Origin of the sequence: Streptomyces sp. NPDC002698, from assembly GCF_042888945.1 — a bacterium.
Taxonomy (GTDB): domain Bacteria; phylum Actinomycetota; class Actinomycetes; order Streptomycetales; family Streptomycetaceae; genus Streptomyces.
This window is the reverse complement of the sequence record NZ_JBIAQM010000008.1, coordinates 192,600-212,792: the sequence shown is the minus strand read 5'-3', so window position 1 is coordinate 212,792 and position 20,193 is coordinate 192,600. Positions and strand designations below refer to the sequence as shown.

The following is a 20,193-nucleotide window of genomic DNA, read 5'->3' as shown; positions in this document are numbered from 1 at the left end:
GGAGCACTCATGACCACTGAGCTCACGACGACGGACCTCCAGGCCTTCACCGAGGACTGGCTGGGCTGGTACCGCGCCCAGGAGGAACGGCTCGCCGATCCGCACGGATTCCTCGCGATCACCGGCCTGCACTGGCTCGACGACCGCCCGCGGCGCTTCCCGGACGCCCCCGGCTCGTGGTGGACCGACGCCGACGGGGTCACCGTGGCCCTCGACGACGGCGAGGAACTGGTCGTGGAGGGAACGCCGGTGCACGGCGAGCACCGCTTCGGAGTACTGCCCGAACGCGGCGGCGTCGACGCGGTCTGGGGAGACGCCGTGATCGAGGTGGCCAAGCGCGGCGGGAACGACATCGTGCGTCCCCGGCACCCGGACGCGCCGCTGCGCACCGCCTTCACCGGAACGCCCGCCTACGCACCGGACCCGCGCTGGGCCGTGACCGGCCGCTACGTCGCCTTCGACGAGCCCCGGCCCACCACCGTGGGCGCCGCGGTCGAGGGCCTGGAGCACGTGTACGTCGCTCCGGGCCGCGTCGAGTTCGAACTGGACGGCCGGTCCCTGGCCCTGACCGCGTTCCCCGGACACACCCCGGGCGGGCTGACGGTGCTCTTCACCGACGCGACCTCAGGAGTCACGACCTACGCCGCGAACCGCTCCCTCAGTGTGGACGCGCCGGCCGCCGACGGAACCGTCGTGCTGGACTTCAACCGCGCGGCGAACCTGCCGTGCGCCTACACGGACCTGGCGACCTGCCCCCTGCCGCCGGCGGAGAACCGGCTGCCCGTGGCCGTCGAGGCCGGCCAGAAGATCCCCCGCGAGCGCGGAGGGTCCTGAGCACGCCGGGCCGGGAACCATCGGCCCCCAGGCCGGGAAGGACGTCAGGGCCGGTCGGTCACGAACCGGTCGAGCACGGCGGTGAGTTCCGCCGGCTTCTCCACGGGCAGTTCGTGACCGGCGTCCACGATCCGCACCACGGCGTCCGGGTAGGCCTTCGCCATCCGGAGCATCTGCGAGACGGGCAGTTGGACGTCGTGGTAGCCGTGGACCAGGAGGGTGGGGGTGCGGATCTCGCCGATCCGGTCGAGGACGTCGAAGGACCGCATGGCGCCGTAGCACGTCATGACCACCTCCCGGGGCGTGCCGGCCGAGGCCCGGACGTACTCGCGGATCTTCTCGCGCGGGTAGCCGGGGGCGAAGGCCCGTTGGATGTTGGCGGCCACGAACAGCTTGAACGGCACCATGGTCGAGACCGCCATCAGCAGGCCCCTCCCCCGGCTGTACGTCATCCTGCTGATCGAGTTCACCAGCACCAGCCGCTCGACCCGCTCGGGATGGTCCAGCGTCAGGGTCTGCGCGATCATCCCGCCCATCGAGTGGCCGACGAGTACGAACCGGTCGAGTTCCAGGTGGTCGAGTACGGCGAGTACGTCACCGGCCAGTTCCGCCACGGTCCGGCGCCCCGACCCCCCGCTCTCCCCGTGCCCGCGCAGGTCCAGGCGTACGACCCGGCGCTTCTGGGTGAAGTGGTCCAGCTGGTGGTCCCAGCGGTGCCGGTCGGCCGTCCAGCCGTGGATGAACACCAGGGGCACGCCGTCGCCGTCGCGGGGGCCCTCGTCGTCGTACGTCAGCGCGGCGCCGTCGACTTCGAGCTGCGGCATGGGGCCTCCTGGAATGTGGTCCGGTGGTTACTGGTCGGTACGGTATCCGGCGGAGGGGGCGCCGTCACCGGCGTTCGCCGAGGAATTCGAGGATGTGTCCGAAGACATCGAGTGCGGCGCCCCGGCCCAGGAACGTGTCGAGGTGGCCGTAGCCGGGGATCTCGGTGTACGACACGTCCAGCTCGGGCCGGCGGTGGGCCAGCACCTCGTGGCAGAGCTTCTGCGAGTCCAGCCACAGTCCGTTCTCGCTTCCCGCGAGCAGCAGCACCGGGGTGTCGATGCGGGCGGCCGCGTCGAGCGCGTTGGGCGGCAGGGCCCGGTAGCGGTGGTCGGTGTCGTGCCAGCGGACGACGCTGCGGGCCAGTTCGATCCGGCGCAGGTGCGGCAGGATCCACAGGGGAGCCGGCCCGAGGAGTTCGGCGAGCCGGTCGTGGGTGGTCTCGGACAGGTTCTCGTGCAGGAACAGCGAAGCTCCCGACCCCCAGGCCGAGTTGTGGAGGATCTGGCAGGTCGGGTCCGGGCACGCCGCCCCGCGGGAGGCCAGCGCGAACAGCGGTGTGTACCTCGACCGGAGACCGACCTTGCGGAAGTCGACCGGGATGTGGTCGATCCGGTTCCTCAGCAGCTCACCCGCCACCGTCATCCGCAGCGAGGTGCGTCCCGCGAGCTTCGGCGTCAGGAACACGCCCTGCGAGACGACGCCCGCGAGCCCGGGCACCAGCCCCGCCGTCAGGCTCAGGGACAGGGCGAGGGAGCCGATGCAGTGCGCGACCACGAACAGCGGCCGGTCGCCGATGCGTTCGCGGATGCGCGCGACGGCGTCGGGGATGTCGTGGAGAGCGACATCGTCGTAGGTGTACCTCTGGCCGGTCTCGTTGTAGGGAAGCCGGCGGCTGCCCCGCCAGTCGAGCAGCCAGGGCTCGTAGCCGTCGTCGAGCAGGACGTCGACCAGGTTGCGGGTCTCGGGGAGCAGGAACATGTCCGCGGACGCGGTGTGGCCGTGCAGGAGCAGCACAGCGGGCCGGTCCCGCTCCCCGCCGCCGACGCGGGTCAGGCCCAGGCGTACGCCGTCCCCGGCGTGGAACGGGATCTCCTCGACCTGCTCCGGGTCGAGGCGGTGGCGCAGCGGCCGCAGGACCGTGCCCGTCCTGACCTTGCGGATCGTGGGCCTGGTACGGGAGTTGGCGGATCTCAGGATCATCGGTGGCGCTCCGAGGGGGTCAGGGTGCGGCGCAGGTCGAGGAGGTCCGCGGCGGCGCGGGTGAAGGGGCCGAGCAGGCCGCGGCCCATCTCCGCGCCGAACCAGGCGAGCCAGGTCAGCTTGGCGGCGCGCTTCTCCCGGCCGGTCAGACGGGGGTCGACCTTGATGCCGTCGATCTGGTCGCGTACATAGCTGTCGGCGGGCACGACGAGTTCGCCGGTGAGGCTCGCCGGTTCGCCCTCGCGGCCGATCTCGACGCTCAGCGCGCGGGTCTGCCGCCATACGTCACGGCGGGCACGGGCGTACTTGTGGCCCTCCAGCCACCAACGGCCCCCGTCGGCGTCGCACAACGTCATCCGGTAGCGCAGGAGTTGGTGGCGCATTCCGTGGCGCTGCGGGATGCCCTCCTCGGGGCGGATCCAGACGTCGCCGTGTTCCACGAGGAGCGGCGCGGGATGGGCGGCCGCGCACACCAGCTCACCGCCGACGTCCACCCGGCGCTCCTGCACCAGTTGGTGCATGCTCGCGATGGAGAGGGTGAGCGCCATCGAGCAGGGGGTGTCGGCTCCGGCACCAGCACCGGCCGGGCCCACGGCGCCCTCGGTCGTCTCGGAGAACCACAGGTACGGCTGGTCGTCCTTGTCCGGCAGCCGGGCCAGTCCGTCCTCGGCGAGCCGCTCGAACGTCCTCAGCTGGGCCCGGGCGTCGTAGCGCGTCGCGGGCCGCAGTCCCAGTGCCTCGACGAGCGCGGCGGTGCGTTCGCCGCCGGCCGCCGGACCCTTCAGGGTCGCCTCGCACAGTTTGAGGGCGGTGGGACTTCGCAACACCCTTGTGAGGAAGTCGAGTTCGGGAACGGGTTCGGCCTCCAGCCGGGCCAGGACGCCGGTGCGCCACTCGTCCCAGTCCTGTACGCGCACGTGCATCCCGCCGAACGCCATGTCCCGTACGACGTCGTCGAGGGTGTTGGGTACGCCGGTGAGGTTGTAGTCGAATCCCCAGGCGTCGGGTTCGCAGATGACGGCGGCCGCGACCCGGCTCACCCAGTCCACCGGGGCCGCGTTCAGGCAGCGGAAGGCGGGAACGGTGCGGAAGCGGCCGAAGGCCGCGATGAGGCCGCTGCTGAGGTCCTGCGGGTTGTGGGCGCCCGTCCGGGTGTGGCCGCCGATGCCTCCCGGACGCATCGCGGTGACGATCAGGCCGTGGTCGCGGGCCCGCCGCAGGGCGACCTCCGCGGCCCATTTCGTCTGGTCGTAGCCGGCGACGAGACGGTCGGCGTGGGCGAGCGGGTCGTCCTCGCCCATGGAGGCGATGCCGACCTCGTTGAAGACCGCGATTGAGGAGATGTGGTGCAGCGGCTTGGGCGGGCCGGTCGCCGCCAGTTCGGCCAGGGTCAGCGCGCCGATGACATTGCTCTGCCGCAGCGACTGGTAGCCGCGCAGGAAGTCCACGGCCGCCGCCACTCCCACGATGCTGTCCAGCTCGTGGGCGAGTTCGTTCCAGCCGCTGTCGGACAGGCCGAGGCGAGGACGCCTGATGTCGCCGGGGAGCACCGTCACCCGGCGGCGGATCTCCGCGGACCAGGGCAGCCGGTGGCTCTTCAGCGCCTCGCCGAGACGGGCGGTGGCCGCTTCCTCGTCGGCCGCGCGCACGAGGCAGTGGACGTGCGCGTCACTGTGCCTGAGCAGATCGAGGAGCAGATGACCGCCGAGGAAGCCGGTGGCGCCGGTGAGCAGGATCCGGCGGGGCGGCAGGGGCTCGGGCGAGCCGGTCCAGGGCAGGCGGTCGGCCAGGGAGAGGTCGGCCAGGATCTGGTCGAGGTCCTCGGGGCGGGCGGTGGTGTACGGGGTGCCGCCGCCGCTCGTCCGTGCCGTGGCCGTCGCCCCGGACGGAACGCGGGGAGACGGGACGAACGGGGTGTCCGTGGCGGGAGCCGGGCTGGATCCCGGGGCGGAAGCGGGGCTGGTTCCCGGGACGGGGGCAAGAACCGAGGGCGGTGCCGGAACCGGGAGGGGAGGGGTGTCCGCGGCCCGTGCGGTGCGGGTCGTACCGGTCGCCGGGGCCGGGGTCCGTGCGGCCGGCGGGACTGCCGGCACACCCGGGGCCGAGAGGGCGGCCGTGGTACCCGCGGTCGCCAGCCAGCGCACGGCGAGGCTGCGCGGCCGGGCGTCGGCGAACACCTCGTCGAGGTCGATCTCCATGCCCAGCTCGTCCTCCAGCGCCGCGACGAGTTCCACGGCGCCGACCGAGGTACCCCCGGCGTCGAAGAAGTCCGTGTCGGGCGACAGATGCCCTCCGGGTACGAAGCGGCCGGCCGTCGCGGCGACGACGACGGCCAGGCCGTGCGCGTCGGGGCCGGCGGGGGCGCCAGGAGCGGGCTGGGCGCCGACGACAGGATCCGTCCCGGCACCGGTGTCGTCACCGGTGTCGTCACCGGCCCCCGCGCCGAACGGCGCGGTGGGCGCGTTCGCGTACGGATCCGTGCCGGCCCCGGACCGCCCGGCGACCCCACCGGTGTCCGCATCCGCGTCCCCTCGGGCACCGGACGCGCGGGGGTCCGCCCCGGCCCCCGCGCCCGGCTCCGTGCCGGTTCCGGTCGCCGTGCGTGCGGCGGCGGACTGTCCGATCCTGGCCAGCAGGGCCTCCACGCCCAGCTCGCCGTCACCCCGCTCGATCGCCTCACCGGTCGCCCGCTGTCCGGCGTACGCCGACGCGTTCTCGTTCATGTCACTCATGAGAGCCCTTCGCCCTGTGCACTGTTCATTTCCGCACCGCTCCCGCGGGCCGGGCCGCCGGCCCGCTCACCGGCGTCGCCAGGAGCGGAAGGTCCGCAGTTGTTCCGGGGTGGCCACGGTCTCCAGGCGTTCGTCGTCCTGGTCTCCGCCACCGAGCGCCGACAGCAGGCGCCGGGCCGGTACGTTGCGGTCGGTGCGCTCCGCCGTCAGCCGCACCTTCACGCAGCCCAGCCGGTCGGCTCGGTCCGCCAGCCACCGCAACAGCCGTTCCTCGACACCTCGGCCGAGCGCGCGGCAGCTCAGCTGCCATGCGAGGACGTCGAGTCGATCACCGTCCACGCGCAGTGCGAGCAGGCCGATCTGGCCGTAGTCGCCGAAGCGGTCCCGCGCCGCGGCCGTCCAGACCTCGCCCTGTTCGCGCCACCGCGCCAGATCGCCGCCGTCGGCGGACCGGGGGCGCAGGGTGAACTGATTGGTGCGGCGGACGAGTTGTTCGGCCCGCTCGACGTCGGCTCCGGACAGGGCCCGGATGTCGACCTCCAGCTCCAACCGGGCGAGGAACTCCTCGAATCCGGCCTGCTCGCGCACCGCGTCCCGCTGCCGCTCCTGCGCGTAGAACCCCGCCCGCAACCCGTCCTCGGCCGTCGCCGCCGCCGGAACGAGCGGCCACAAGCGCCGCAGGAAATCGTCCAGTTCGGCCGTCGGGGGGCAGGTCACCGACAGCACCTCCGGCAGCGCCGACCGCATCTTCTCGATCTCGACCGGGTTGTCGTCGAGGAAGAGGAAGCTGTCCAGACCCAGGCCGAGGGTGCGCGCCGCCTCCGTGAGCCGGCCCGGCTTCGGACCCCAGCCGGCCGAAAGCGAACTGAAATGCTCCGCCTTCAGCGTGCTGTCCGGACGGTCCAGGACGGCCCGTACGGTGTCCTCGTCGTTGTTGCTGACCAGCGCGAGCAGCGCGCCTGCCGCACGCCATCGCAGCAGTGTCCCCGCCAGCCGGGCGCGCGGTCCGCTCACGTCCACCGCCTCGGGGCCGATCTCCCCGGCGACCCCGCCCCACAGGGTCTCGTCGCCGTCCACCGCGATCACCTTCGGCGCGGGGCGCAGGACCGCTCGTACCATCTGGGCCAGCCGCAGGGCCACCGCCGCCTGGAACCGCGGGGTGAAGGGGAGATGGGCCAGCCGCTCGGTCCGTTCGTCGAATCGCTCCGTGACGGCGTGGTGGCGGGTCCACTCGTCCGGGCCGAGCACCGCGATGCCCGGCTCATCGGTCAGCTCGGCGACGAGGCCGCTCTCCCATCGCGCGAGGCGTTCGTCCTGCCGCGCCGAGGGAAGGACCCCGACGATCAGTGGTCTGCGGGTCCGCTCGGACAGGGACCGCAGCGCGGCCGGGTACGCGGCGCGCAGTTCGGTCAGCGCCTCGTCGGTGACCGGGCCGAAGCGTTCCAGGTCCGCCGCCCGTAGCAGCACCACGCCCACCGCTGTCGTGGGATCGGTGAAGACGCCCGAGGGATCGCGCAACGCGGCGAGCACCTGGTGGTACGGGGCCTCCGCCACCGTCGACCCCCCGTCCCGCGTTCGCTCCCCCTCCCGCGTTCCTTCCCGGGTGCCCTCCTCGATCGCCGCCTCGCACAGCAGCGGCAGATTGCCGAGGGCGAAGGTGGCGGCGAGCGCGAGCGAGCGGCGAGGGTGGGCAACGACGCCCGGAGCGACCGGAGTCGATGCCACGACCGTGGCTGCCGTCGTACCCGTCGCAGCAGGACCCATCGCGACCGGCGTTGCCACCGCGCCCGTCGCGGCGGCCGCCGTCGTACCCGTCGCACGGACCGCCGCTGCCGGGTCGTCGGCCGTCGCCGCGAGCAGCCGCAGGAACGCCTCCGCCAACTCGGTGGAGGTCTCCGCGTCCAGGATGTCGAGATTGTGATCCAGTCGCACGCGGCCGGCGTCCGGGGTCATGGTGACCATCAGATCGAGGTCCGAGTATCCGGTTCCGGCCGGGAGCACCTCCAGTCGGCCGAAGCGGTCCGCCGAGGAGCGTACGAAGTTGAAGTACACCTCCACGAGCGGGGCGTTCGCCCGGTGCAGTCCCTGCCCCGCCAGTGTGGACAGCACGTCCGAGAACATGGCGCCCTTGGCGAGGACCCGGTTCAGGCGCGTGTCCGTCCGGCGCAGTACGTCCTCGATCCGCTCCCCCGCCGCCGCTCGTGCCGGGAACGGCACCGGTACGCCGAAGAACCCCACCGCGTCGTACGCGTCGGCGTGGATGCGGGTGTCGACGGGCACGGCGAGCACGAAGCGCTCCCGCTCACGCGTCCTGGCCAGCAGGACGGTCAGGGTGCCGAGGCAGAAGGCCGCCGGTGTGACGGCCAGCCTGCTCGCGGTCGCCGACACCCGCTCCATCAGCCCGTCGGGTATCGCCACGGTCACGCTCCCGGCCCGGTACGAACGCGTCGCCGGGCGCGGCCGGGCGAGCGTCAGGTCGAGACGCTCACTGCCGTGGAAGGCCTCGCGCCATTCGGCGTCGGCGCCGGCGCCCGTGCCGACGGAGGCATCGCCGGTCCGCTGTGCCTCGATGAGCAGGTCGATGTCACGGTTGGTGACGGCGTCGCCGAGCGAGGTACCGGACAGTTCGGCGTCGATCTCCCCCGCGACGAGCAGCAGCGACTGGAGATCGCTCACCGCGTGGTGCGCTCCGAACACCAGCACCTGGCCACGAGTACCGGCGTCGAGCAGCTCGAACCGCCACAGGGGCGCCCTCGCCAGGTCGAACGGCGGCTCCAGCAGCCGGGACAACCGGTCGTCGGCGTCCGGTTCGGCATCGGCGGGCAGCTCCGTCCAGCGCAGCAGCGGCTCGGCCGGCTCCCGCACCACACACAGCTGTCGGCCCCGTCCGCCGCTTCCGGCGATCGCCGTGCGCAGGGCCGCGTGCCGTCCGGCGAGCCGGGTGACGACGTCGGTGAGTGCCTCGCGGGTGGTCGGCGTCGTGAGCCGGACGGCCAGGCCGACGGAGTGCGCCGCGCCCGGCATGCCCGGCTGGGCGCTGCGCAGCAGCCGTACGACGTCGCGGGTCGCGGGCCGCAGCTCGCTCTCGGGCACCTCGGAGGTGGCGTCGGGCTGTGGCTCCTCGCTCCGGGGCCCGGTGGCGCGTTCGGGCAGCACCTCGCCCAGGGCCCGTGCGAGGCTCCGGATGTCGGACGCCGAGAAGACGGCGGCGGCCGGGAGTTCGGCGCCGAGCTCGCGGGTGAAGGCGTTGCGCAGCCGGACCAGCATGAGCGAGTCCAGGCCCAGTTCCTTGAGGGCCGTCGTCGCGGACAGCTCCACGGCACCGCCGGAGACCTGGCTCACCTTGGCCCGTACATACGCTTCGAGGCGCCCGGCCCTGTCCTGGTCCGTCGTCGCCGCGAACACCCGGGCGACGAGGTCGTCCGTGCCCGCGGGGTCGGCTGCGACGGTGATCAGGTCGGCGAGGATCGGGCGGGTGCGCGCCGCTTCCTGGTCGAGCTCCAGTGCCTCCGGGTCCAGGGCGAGGGGGGCGAGCTGGCGGCGGGAGGTGGCGAGCACCCGCTCGAACAGGTCGCCGCCCTCCGCCGGGGTGAACGCGACGAGACCCGAACGGCTGGTCTCGGCCGCCCTGGCACCGGAACCGGCGACCATGCCGACCTCCGTCCAGGCGCCCCAGTCCAGGCTCAGCGCCCGGCGGTCGGTGCGGGAGAGGTGGTGTGCCCAGGCGTCGAGGAACGCGTTCGCCGCCGCGTACGGGCTCTGACCGGGCGAGCCGAGGACACCTGCCGCGGAGGCGAAGAGGACGAACCTCTGGGCCTCCGGGGCCAGTTCGGTGAGCAGGGCGGTGCCCAGGACCTTGGGGGCGAGCACGCGCAGGACGCGTTCGTCGGTCAGGTTCGCCAGCGTGGCGTCGTCGAGGACACCTGCCGCGTGGACGACGGTGGCGATCGGTCCGGCCTCACGTCGTACGGCGTCCAGGGCGGCCGTGAGCGCGGCACGGTCGGCGACGTCCGCGCGGGCGAGGTGGACGGTGACACCGCGTGCTTCGATCCCCTTGATCCAGCTCTCGGCCACCGCGTCGGGCCCGCCCCGGCTCAGCAGGGCCAGCCGTCGGGCACCCCGGCGGACCAGCCGCTCGGCGGCCACCCGGCCGAGACCGCCCAGACCGCCCGTGATCAGGTGCACGCCGTCCGGGGTGATCCCGTCGTGCCCTCCCTCGTCCGCTCGGGTGCGGGCGAGACGTGGCACGAGTCGGCCCGATTCCCGCAGCGCGACGAGCCGTTCGTCGTCTGCGTGCCGGAGCTGCGTCCACAGGCCGTCGTCGTCGTTCGTGGCCGGCAGGTCGATCAGCGTGGTGAGCAGTTCCGGGTGTTCCTGGGCCACGGAGAGTCCGAAGCCCCAGGCGAGAGCCTGCTGAGGGTGCGTCACCCGCGTGCTGGCGCCGGCCGCCTGGCTCCCCCGTACGACGACGAACAGGCGCGGCGAGCGGCCCCGGGGCCGCTCGGCGAGCGCGCGCACCAGGTGCAGGGTGCTCAAGCAGCAGCAGCGCGCGGCCTCTTCGGCCGTGGCGGCGTCCTCGACGGCCGGCGCGTCGAGGGCGGACAGCTGCACCACCCGCTCCGGCGGCCCGTCGGGAAAGGCCTCGTCGAGCAGGCGGGTCAACTGCCCTGGATCGGACGGGTCGAGGACATAGCGGCCGGGGCCCTGGGCGCCGAACGCCGCTCCCCTGCGCACGACCACATGGGGCACGGCGGCCAGGGCCAACCGTTCCGCGAGTGCGTCGGCCACGCCGGTCTCGTCGGCCAGGACGAGCCAGCCGCCGTCGACGGGCCCCTCCTGCGCGGGCGGGCGCGGCTGCCAGCGGGTCTCGAACAGCGCGCCGTCCAGCGGCGAGAGCGCGGCGAGCTGGAACTCCGTCGCCTCCAGGACCAATTGGCCCTGCTCGTCCCAGAGCCGCAGATCCAGGAGTGCGGTGTCGCCGTCCACGGTGCGCAGTCGGCAGGTCGCCCACGCGGGAGCGGAGCGCAGGCCGGTGAAGCGCAGCCGTCCGACACCGGCGGGCACGAAGGCCCGGCCCTCGGGCGCGTCGGCGGGCAGGGCCGCCGTGTGGAAGGCGGCGTCGAGGACCGCGGGGTGCAGCAGGTGACCGGCCGCGGGCCGACGGGTGAGTCGGCCGACCGCGGTGGTCGTCGTGCGGTGGCCCTGTTCCAGGAGCCGGAAGGAGGGGCCGTAGTCGATGCCCAGGGCCGTGAGCCCCGCGTAGACGGCGGGCAGGTCGGCCTCTTCCCCGCACCGTTCGCGCAGCGCGGCGAGCTCCTCTCCCGCGTCGGGCGCGGTGGGCGCGGGTTCGGCGGCGCCGTCGACGACCCGTCCGGTGACGTGCCGCTCCCAGGGCGCGTGCCGTTCCCCGGTGGCCGCCGAGGCGATGGTGAAGTCCCTCGAACCGTCCTCCCCGACGGGATGCAGGACCAGTTGCAGCCGTACGGGCTTGTGCGCGTCGAGGGCCAGGGGCCGTACGAACCTCACGTCGGCCAGTCGTGCCTCGCCGCCGTCCCGCAACGCGGACGCGGCCTCCAGCGCCAGGTCGAGGAAGGCGGCGCCGGGCATCCAGACCTCGCCGGTGACCTGGTGGTCGGTGAGGTAGGCGAAGCGGCTGTCGCGCAGGTCGATGTCGCTCTGGAAGACGTGCCGGCCGGGCGTGTCGCTGGCCTCGACATGGGTGCCGAGGAGCGGTGAACCCCCGGCCGGTCCAGTGGCCGGGGCAGGTGCGCGCCAATGGCGTTCGCGGGCGAAGGCGTAGGTGGGCAGGTCGGTCCGGCGGCCCTCGGGGAGCAGCACCGGCCAGTCGGGCGTGTGCCCGGCCTCGTACAACTCCCCGACCCGGCCCAGCAGAACGCCCCGTCCGTCCCTCCCACGGCTCAGCGAGCCGACCGCGACCGCGTCGATCCCGGCCTCGGCCGCCACCGCCTCGACGGACGCGGTGAGCGAGGGATGCGGGCTCAGCTCGACGAAGTAGCGGTAGCCGTCGTCCAGCATCCGCCGGATCGTGTCCGCGAAGCGGACGGGGCGTCCGAGGTTCGCGTACCAGTGGTCGGCGTCCAGCCGGTCGCCGGGCACCGGTTCGGCGAGCACCGTCGAGTACAGCGGGGTCGCCGTGCGCGTGCCCCTGATGCCGGAGAGCCGGTCCAGCAGATCCGCGCGGACCGGGTCCATCAGGGGGGTGTGGGAGGCGAACGGCGTCGACAGCCGCCGTACCGGGACGTCCCGCGCTTCGAGACGCGCGCGCAGTTCGGCCAGTGCTTCGGTGTCGCCGGAGACGGCCGTGGAGTGCGGGCTGTTGACCGCCGCGACGAACAGCCGGCCGGGGTGGAGCGCGAGCAGCTTCTCGGTCTCCGTACGCGGCAGTTCCAGGGCCAGCATGCCGCCTTGTCCGACCAGCGGGGCGACCGCGCGGGCGCGCCCGGTGACCACCGACACGGCGTCGTCCAGGGTGAGGGCGCCCGCGCTGTACGCGGCGGCGATCTCGCCCAGGCTGTGTCCGATCACGGCGTCCGGGCGGACCCCGAGCGCGCGCCAGGCCGCGACCAGGGACGCGTTGACGGCGAACAGCACCGGTTGCAGGAACTCGGTGCGGCCGAACGGAGCGAACTCCTCCGGCGCCCGCAGCACGTCGAGCACCGACCAGCCGACCTGTCCGCGCACCACCTCGTCGATACGGGCCAGCTCCTCGCGGAAGGCCTCCGACTCGGCCGCCAGCTCCACACCCATGCCGGGCCACTGGCCGCCGTGCCCGGCGAAGACGAAGGCCACCTTGCCCGTCCGCTCCGCGCGGATCGGCGCCAGCGGCAGGCGTCCGGTCGCCAACGCGTCGAGCCGTGAGCGCAGTTCGTCCCGGTCGCCGGCCACGATCGCCGCTCGCTGTTCGAAGTGGCTGCGGTGTCGCGCCAGGGTGTGGGCGACGTCGGACAGGGAGACGTCCTCGTCCAGGTGGCGGGCCAGGCGGGCGGCCTGCCCTCGCACGGCGGCCTCACCGCGCCCGGACAGCGCGAACAGCCGTGCGCCCGGGACGATTTCACTCCGCGTCGGGGCCTCGGCCCGCTCGGCCTCCTCCACGATCAGGTGCGCGTTGGTTCCGCTGATCCCGAAGGCGCTCACACCGGCCCGCCGTACGCGTTCACCCGACGACGGCCAGGCGACCGTCTCCCGCAGCAGGTGCAACCCGCTGTCGTCCCAGTCGACATGGCGACTGGGCGTGCTCGCGTGCAGGGTGCGCGGCAGGGACCGGTGCCTCAGGGACTGCACGACCTTGATCAGACCGAGCACGCCCGAAGCCGCCTGCGCGTGACCGATGTTGGACTTGAGCGAGCCGAGATGCAGGGGCCTGTCCTGGGGGCGGGAGGTGCCGAAGACCTCCGCGAGGGCGTTCGCCTCGATCGGGTCGCCGAGGGTGGTGCCGGTCCCGTGCGCCTCGACGTAGTCGATGTCGGCGGGTTCCAGGCCGGACAGCTCCAGGGCCCGCCGGATCACCTGTTCCTGGGCCGGACCGTTGGGCGCGGACAGGCCCTGGCTGCGGCCGTCCTGGTTGACGGCCGTACCGCGCAGCACGGCCAGCACCTCGTCGCCGTCGCGCCGCGCGTCGCCGAGCCGCTTCAGTACGACCATGCCCGCGCCCTCGGCCCAGATGGCACCGTCGGCGTCGTCGGAGAAGGAGCGGCAGCGGCCGGTCGGCGACAGTCCCCGCAGCCGGCTGAACTCGACGAAGGTTCCCGGCGTCACCATCAGCGTCACCCCGCCGGCGAGCGCCAGATCGCACTCGCCCGACCGCAGTGCCTGCGCCGCCAGGTGCAGCGCCACCAGGGACGACGAGCAGGCGGTGTCCACCGTCAGCGCCGGTCCGTTCAGCCCGAGCGTGTACGCGAGCCGGCCCGAGGCCACGCTCGGCGCGGACCCCGTGCCGACGTAGCCGTCCAGTTCGTCGAGCCGGGAGCCCGCCAGGTAGTCACTGCCGAACATGCCCACGTACACACCGGTGTTGCTGCCGGCCAGCTCGGCCGGCACGATCCCGGCGCGCTCCAGTGCCTCCCAGGCCGTCTCCAGCAGCACGCGCTGCTGCGGGTCCATGCTCTCGGCCTCCTTCGGAGTGATCCCGAAGAAGCCGGCGTCGAAGGACTCCAGGTCGTCGAGGAAGCCGCCTTCCTTGGCGTACGACGTGCCCAGGGCCTCCGGGTCGGGGTCGTGCAGCGACTCCACGTCCCAGCGGTCCGCCGGGAACGGTCCCACCGCGTCGCGTCCCTCGGCGACGAGGCGCCAAAGTCCCTCGGGGTCGCTCACGCCGCCGGGCAGGCGGCAGGCCATGGACACCAGGGCCAGCGGCTCGTCCGCCGTCACCGCCGGGGCGACGGGGGACCGGGGATCGAGCGTGCCGCGCCGGGTGGTCCGGCCGTCCGTGGCGAGCGCGGTGGACAGCAGGTGGGCGGAGAGCCGGGCCGCGGTGGGGTGGTCGAACAGCAGGGTGGCGGGGAGCCGGGCGCCGATCCGGGTGCCGATGCGGTTGCGGAGCTCCACCGCCGTCACCGAGTCCATGCCGAGCTCGCGCAGCGGCTGATCGGGACGGACGGACTCCGCCGCGGGCAGGCCGAGCGCCCGGGACGCCTCCTCACGGACCAGGGCCAGGACCCGTGCGGCGCGGTCGGCCTCCGGGAGCCGGGCCAGCCGGTCGGCCAGACCGACGCCGCCGTCCTGACCGGTGCGGGGTGCGGGCAGCAGCGAGCGCCACAGGGCCGCCGTACCGTCGTCCGCGGCGGCGGTGGCCGCGCGCAGGCGGGGCAGGTCCAAGGACGCGGCGATCAGGTGCGGTGCGCCTCGGCCCAGGGCGAGTTCGACGAGTTCGCGGCCCTGGTCGGGGGTCAGGGCGCGGTGGCCGAGCCGGGCCATCCGGTCCAGGTCGGCGTGTTCGGCGGCGAGACCCTCACCCGCCCAGGCACCGAAGGAGACGGAGACCGCGGGCAGGCCCAGAGCCCGCCGGTGGTGGGCCAGTTGGTCGAGGAAGACGTTGGCCGCGGCGTAGTTGCCCTGGCCCGGGTTGCCGAGCACGCCGGCCGCGGAGGAGATCAGCAGGAACAGGTCGAGCGGTGTGCCGGCGGTGAGCCGGTGCAGATGGGCGGCCCCGTCCACCTTGGGGCGCAGCACCCGCGCGAGGCGTTCGGGCGTCAGCTCGGCGACCACCCCGTCGTCCAGGATTCCGGCGCAGTGCACGACTCCGCGCAGCGGCGACGCGTCGCCGGCCCGGGCGAGTACGCCGGCCAGGGCCGCCGCGTCCGCGACGTCGCACTCCGCGATCTCGACCTCGGTTCCGAGCGCGGTCAGTTCGGCGGTCACCTCGGCGGCACGTGGATGCGCGGCGCCTTGACGTGAGGTCAGGAGCAGTCGGGGGACGCCGCGTTCGGCCAGGAGCCGGGCGATGTGCCGGCCGACGGCACCGAGCCCGCCGGTGATCAGCACGGTGCCGTCGGTGGGCACGGGGGTGCTGCGGCCGACGGGGTCGAGGGCGACCGGGGTGTCCGACGCTTCGCCCCGCCGGAGCGCCTCGCGCGCGGCGGTGACGGGCGGGATCCGCAGGGGGGTGGCGGCGCGGGCACGGACCAGCCGTGGAACGAGCAAGGAACCTTCGCGGAAGGCGAGTTCGGGCTCGCCGGTGTGCGCGAGGGCCGCCGGAAGGACGTCGGCGGGATCGGCGGGATCGGCGCCGCCGAGGTCGAGCAGAGTCAGCCCGAGGTGCGGGTGTTCGGCCCGGGCGCTGCGGGCGAGTCCCCACAGCACCGACTGGGCCAGGCCGGGCACGGTGTCCTCGGCACCGGTCGCGACCGCGCCGCGGGTCACCCAGACGGTCCGGGCAGGCGGCGGGTCGTCCGTGAGCGCGATCAGGGCGCGCAGTTCGGCGAGCGCCGTCGCGGCCAACTCCTGTGCTGCTGCGGCCGGTTCGGCATCGAAAGCCGGACGCGGCCAGAATCGTACGACGATGTCGGCGCCGGAGTCGCGCACCTGGACGCCCGCCGCCGTCAGGCCCCGCAGGGCGGCCGCGACCTCCGGGTCGGAGCGGTCGCCGCGCAGGGCCCACACGGCCTGCGACGCTGCCGCGGGCTGTTCGGTCACCGGCGGTTCGGTCACGGCCGTCCACGCCACTTCGTACAGGTGCCGGTCGTTCTCCGAAGCGCCGTTCAGGTCCGCCGGGTCGGCGGCCCGCAGCCGTACGTCCTCCAGCCGGCCCGCCGGGAGGCCGTCGGCGTCCCACAGGGTCACGTCGAGGGCGAGGTCCGTCGCCGAGCCGCCCGTCCGCCGTACCAGCGCCGTGAGGTCGCCCGCGCCGCCGGGCGGCAGGACGCAGCGGCCCACCGCGACCGGCAGCAGCACCCGGCCGTCGGACGCGTCCAGCGCGGCGGCCACGTGCAGTGCGGCGTCCAGCAGAGCCGGGTGGACGGGGTAGGGATCGGCCGAGCCGCGGGCCACGGCCGGCAGCGACAGCCGGGCCAGCACTTCGCCGTCGGCGGTGGTCGTGACCGCCGACCGGACGCCTTGGAAGGAAGGACCGTAGCCGAGACCGAGAGCGGCCAGCCGTTCGTACGTCCGCGCGCCCCAGGCGGACTCGGCGGCCTCCGGCCACACCGGCGGCAGCGCCGCGGTCGCCGGGGCGGGGGCGGACGCCGACGCGGTGGCGTGCAGGGTCCAGCCCGGGGCCTCCGGGCCGCGCGGGCGGCTGTGCACGGTGACCTCGGGCGCGGATCCGGTGGTGACCACTTCGACCGACACCTCGACCGTGCCGGTCCCGGGCAGCACGAGGGGCGCGAGCAGGAGCAGATCGGTCACGTCGCCCGGGAGGTCCGGGCGGGCCACGGCGAGCGCCGCACGGCACAGCTCCATCATGGTCGTGCCCGACACCACGGTCCGCCCGAACACGGTGTGGTCGGCCAGCCAGTCGGCGGTGGCCGGGGACCATTCGTTGCGGAAGGTCCAGCGGGTCTCGTCCGCCGAGCGCAGCTGAACGCCCAGCAGCGGGTGCGCGGCACGGTCGAAGAGGCCGGAGGCCACCGGCCCGGACTCCGCTTCGGGGCCGGTCCAGTACGACTGTGGATCCCAGGCGTATGTCGGCAGTTCGGCCGTCGCCCCATCGGGAACGACGCGGCGCCAGTCGATCCGCCGTCCGTGGACGTGGAGTTCGGCGGCGGCCCGGTCCAGGCAGGCGGGTCCGTCCTCGTCGCGGCGCAGTGATCCCACGGCGACCAGGTCGTCGTGGCCGTGGTCCTCGGCGACCGTGCGCACGGCGGTGACGAGGGAGGGGTGGGGGCTGAGTTCGACGAAGTGGCGGTATCCGTCGGCCACCATGCGTTCCACGGCGGACGCGAAGCGCACGGGCTCACGCAGGTTCGTGTACCAGTAGTCGGCCTCCAGCTCCTGGGTGACCGGCTCGCCGGTGACCGTGGAGTACCAGGCGACGGTGGTCGGGGAGGTGGTAACGCCGTCGAGTTCGTCGAGGATCGTCGCGCGCAGTGGCTCGACCCGGGCGCTGTGGGAGGCGTAGTCGACGTCGAGGCGGCGGACGAACACCTGCTCCCGGTCGAGGTCGGCGAGCAGGGCGTCGAGGGGCTCCACGTCACCGGAGATCACCGTCGAGCGGCCGCTGTTCACGGCGGCGACGGACACCCGGCCGCCGAGGCCGGCGAGGCGCGCCTCGACCTCGCTGTGAGGCAGGGCGACGACGGCCATGGTCCCGGTGCCGGACATCTCGGTCAGGGCCTGGCTGCGCAGGGCGACCACCGCCGCGGCGTCGTTGAGGCTCAGCGCCCCGGCGACGCAGGCCGCGGCGACCTCGCCCTGACTGTGTCCGACCACCGCGTCCGGCCGGACGCCACGGGCCCGCCACACCGCGGCCAGGGAGACCATCACGGCGAAGAGGACCGGCTGGACGACGTCGACCCGTTCCAGGGAAGGAGTGCCCTCGTCGCCGCGCAGGACGGCGGCCACCGACCAGACGGTGAACGGGCGCAGCGCGGCGTCGCAGCGGTCGAGTTCGTCGGCGAACACCGGTGAACGGTCGAGGAGTTCGCGTGCCATGCCGGACCACTGGGCGCCCTGTCCGGGGAAGACGAATGCCAACTTGCCCGATGGGAGGGTCTGTTGCGGGCCCACGACCAGATCGGGGTCCGGCTCCCCCTCGGCGAGGCCGCGGAGGGCGGTGAGCAGTTCGTCGTGGTCGCCCGCCCTCACGACGGCGCGGTGCTCGAAGTGTGTGCGGTGGTGGGTCAGTGTTCCGGCCACGTCGGGCAGTTCCGGCCGCGGTTGCGCGGCGAGTACGTCGAGCAGGCGGGCCGCCTGGCCACGGAGGGCCGAGGGGGTGCGGGCGGACAGCGGGAAGAGCGCGGGTTGCCCGGTACGGGGGTGCCGGGCGGGCGTCGGAGGGGTGGTCGGCGTCGTGGCCTGTGTCGGAGTGGCGGCCGGTGTCGGTGTCGCGGTCTGCACCGGGGCGGGGGCGGGAGTCGGCGCCGCCGTGGCGTGTGCCGACGTGGCGGCCGGTGTCGGTGTCACGCCCTGTGTCGGAGTGGCGGTCGAAGTCAGGGGCGCAGCCTGCGTCGGTGTCGCGGCCGACGTCGGTGTCGCACCCTGCGTCGGTGCCGCCGTCGGTCCCGTCAGGTCCTGCGGTGACTCCTCCAGCACCACATGCGCGTTGGTGCCGCTGATCCCGAACGCGCTCACCCCGGCCCGCCGCACCCGGTCGGCCCGCCGCGGCCACGGCTCGGCGCCGCCGTGCACGCGCAGGCCGCCCTCCGCCCAGGCGACGTGCTCGGTCGGGGTCTCGGCGTGCAGGGACGCGGGGAGGCGTTCATGGCCGAGGGACAGGACCGTCTTGATGACGCCGCCGATGCCCGCCGCGGCCTGTGTGTGACCGATGTTGGACTTCAGGGAGCCGACGCCCAGCGGCCGGTCCGCCGGGCGGCCAGGTCCGAAGACCGACGCGAGTGCGCGACCCTCGATGGGGTCACCGAGCGGCGTACCCGTGCCGTGGGCCTCGACGTAGTCCAGGTCGCCGGGCAGGAGCCCGGCGTCGTCTAGGGCGGCGCGCAGCACCCGTTCCTGCGCCGGACCGTTCGGCGCGCTCAGGCCCTGGCTGCGGCCGTCCTGGTTGATCGCCGACCCCTTGACGACCGCGAGGACCCGGTCACCGTCCCGGCGCGCGTCCGCGAGCCGCTTGAGAAGCACCAGACCGCAGCCCTCGGCCCACACCACCCCGTCCGCGTCGGTGGAGAACGGGCTGCACCGACCGGACGGCGACAGCCCGCGCAGTCTGCTGAACTCGACATGCCCGCGGGGTGTCACGAGGAGTGTGGCGCCGCCGGCCAGCGCGAGGTCGCACTCTCCGCCGGCCAGTGCCCGCGCCGCCAGGTGCAGGGACACGAGAGAGGAGGAGCAGGCGGTGTCGACCGTGACGGCGGGCCCCTGGAGTCCCAGGGTGTAGGCGATGCGCCCGGACGCCACGCTGGACGCCGAGCCCGTGCCGACGTGCCCGTCGAGCCGGTCCAACGGGGCCGAGGCGAGGTATCCGCTGTCGTACAGGCCGACATAGACGCCCGTCCGGGTGCCGTTCAGCGACTCCGGGACGATCCCGGCGCGCTCGATCGCCTCCCAGCCGGTCTGGAGCAGCAGCCGTTGCTGCGGGTCCATGGCCGCGGCCTCGCGCGGCGAGATCCCGAAGAAGGCCGCGTCGAAACGGTCGATGCCGGTCAGGAAGCCGCCACGCAGGGAGTACGCCTTGCCGGCGGCGTCCGGGTCGGGGTCGTGGAGCCCGTGGGTCTCCCAGCGGCCCGCGGGCACCTCGCCGACGGCGTCCTCGCCCGCGGCCAGCAGCCGCCAGAGCGATTCCGGGTCGTCCGCGCCGCCGGGGAACCGGCAGGCCATGGAGATGATCGCGATGTCGTCGCCCCCGCGCACGGACCGGCCGGCCGGTGTCGAGGCCGGGGCCAGGGCCAGATCGGGCGTGCCCAGGGGCTGTTCGTCGAAGACGGCTGCGGCGATCCCCGCGATGGTGGGGTGGTCGAAGACCACGGACGGCTCGAGAGGCCGCCCGGTCCACTCGGACAGGCCCGCGACGAGCGTCACCAACTGCACTGACCCCAGCCCGAATTCGGCGATCGGGCGCTCCGGCGCGACGGCCGACGGGGCAAGCCCGGCAACTTCCGCGACGGCGGACGTCAACCAGGCCCGCGCCCCCTCGGAGGTCTTCGGGGACATCTCGGTGTACCGCTTCGGGGACTCGTTCGCAGGCATCTGGGCTGGTGTCCTCGTGAACTTGGGCGCAGGTGGATTCCGTACGGCCGACACGACGGTGAGCACGGCGGCGTACGACCGCTGCCGCCGACAGTGCACGGCAGACGGCAGACGGCAGACGATGGAGGGTGGAGGGTGGAGGGTGGATTCGGGTGAGGAGCGGCGGATTCCGGCGGTCGTACGAGCGCCGTACGACTCCCATGGCGCCGGCGCTGACGCTGGCGCCGACGCTGACGCTGACGCACGACCGTCGCAGCACCGTCCGCGACCACCGAACAGACGTGTC

Annotated in this window: 5 protein-coding genes; 1 reads left to right on the top strand and 4 read right to left on the bottom strand. The window is 74.0% G+C overall.

Annotation, left to right across the window (positions count from 1 at the left end; genetic code table 11):
- Positions 1–9 precede the first annotated feature (9 nt).
- Positions 10–834 (top strand): DUF1684 domain-containing protein, encoded by an 825-nt coding sequence (locus ACFYW9_RS14850; protein ID WP_389149392.1) that lies wholly within the window; start codon positions 10–12, stop codon positions 832–834.
- Between the two features lie 44 nt (positions 835–878).
- Here the strand turns inward: ACFYW9_RS14850 and ACFYW9_RS14845 are convergent, their stop codons facing one another.
- The 4 genes from ACFYW9_RS14845 to ACFYW9_RS14830 all read right to left on the bottom strand — a co-directional run bounded on the left by ACFYW9_RS14845 (position 879) and on the right by ACFYW9_RS14830 (position 19,907).
- Positions 879–1,658, bottom strand: a complete 780-nt coding sequence (locus tag ACFYW9_RS14845) for an alpha/beta fold hydrolase (RefSeq protein ID WP_389149389.1) — start codon at positions 1,656–1,658, stop codon at positions 879–881.
- A 64-nt stretch (positions 1,659–1,722) separates the two neighbouring features.
- Positions 1,723–2,859, bottom strand: a complete 1,137-nt coding sequence (locus ACFYW9_RS14840; protein WP_389149386.1) for an alpha/beta hydrolase — start codon at positions 2,857–2,859, stop codon at positions 1,723–1,725.
- A complete protein-coding gene (locus tag ACFYW9_RS14835; protein ID WP_389149383.1) occupies positions 2,856–5,591 on the bottom strand; it encodes a thioester reductase domain-containing protein in 2,736 nt (911 codons plus the stop codon). The genes ACFYW9_RS14840 and ACFYW9_RS14835 overlap by 4 nt, the downstream gene beginning before the upstream one ends.
- Before the next feature lie 66 nt (positions 5,592–5,657).
- A complete protein-coding gene (locus ACFYW9_RS14830) occupies positions 5,658–19,907 on the bottom strand; it encodes an SDR family NAD(P)-dependent oxidoreductase (RefSeq protein WP_389149380.1) in 14,250 nt (4,749 codons plus the stop codon).
- Positions 19,908–20,193 lie beyond the last annotated feature (286 nt).

Coding starts and splice junctions, on each gene's coding strand:
- ACFYW9_RS14845 (WP_389149389.1), bottom strand. CDS start 1,658: ATGCCGCAGCTCGAAGTCGACGGCGCCGCGCTGACGTACGACGACGAG.
- ACFYW9_RS14850 (WP_389149392.1), top strand. CDS start 10: ATGACCACTGAGCTCACGACGACGGACCTCCAGGCCTTCACCGAGGAC.
- ACFYW9_RS14830 (WP_389149380.1), bottom strand. CDS start 19,907: ATGCCTGCGAACGAGTCCCCGAAGCGGTACACCGAGATGTCCCCGAAG.
- ACFYW9_RS14840 (WP_389149386.1), bottom strand. CDS start 2,859: ATGATCCTGAGATCCGCCAACTCCCGTACCAGGCCCACGATCCGCAAG.
- ACFYW9_RS14835 (WP_389149383.1), bottom strand. CDS start 5,591: ATGAGTGACATGAACGAGAACGCGTCGGCGTACGCCGGACAGCGGGCG.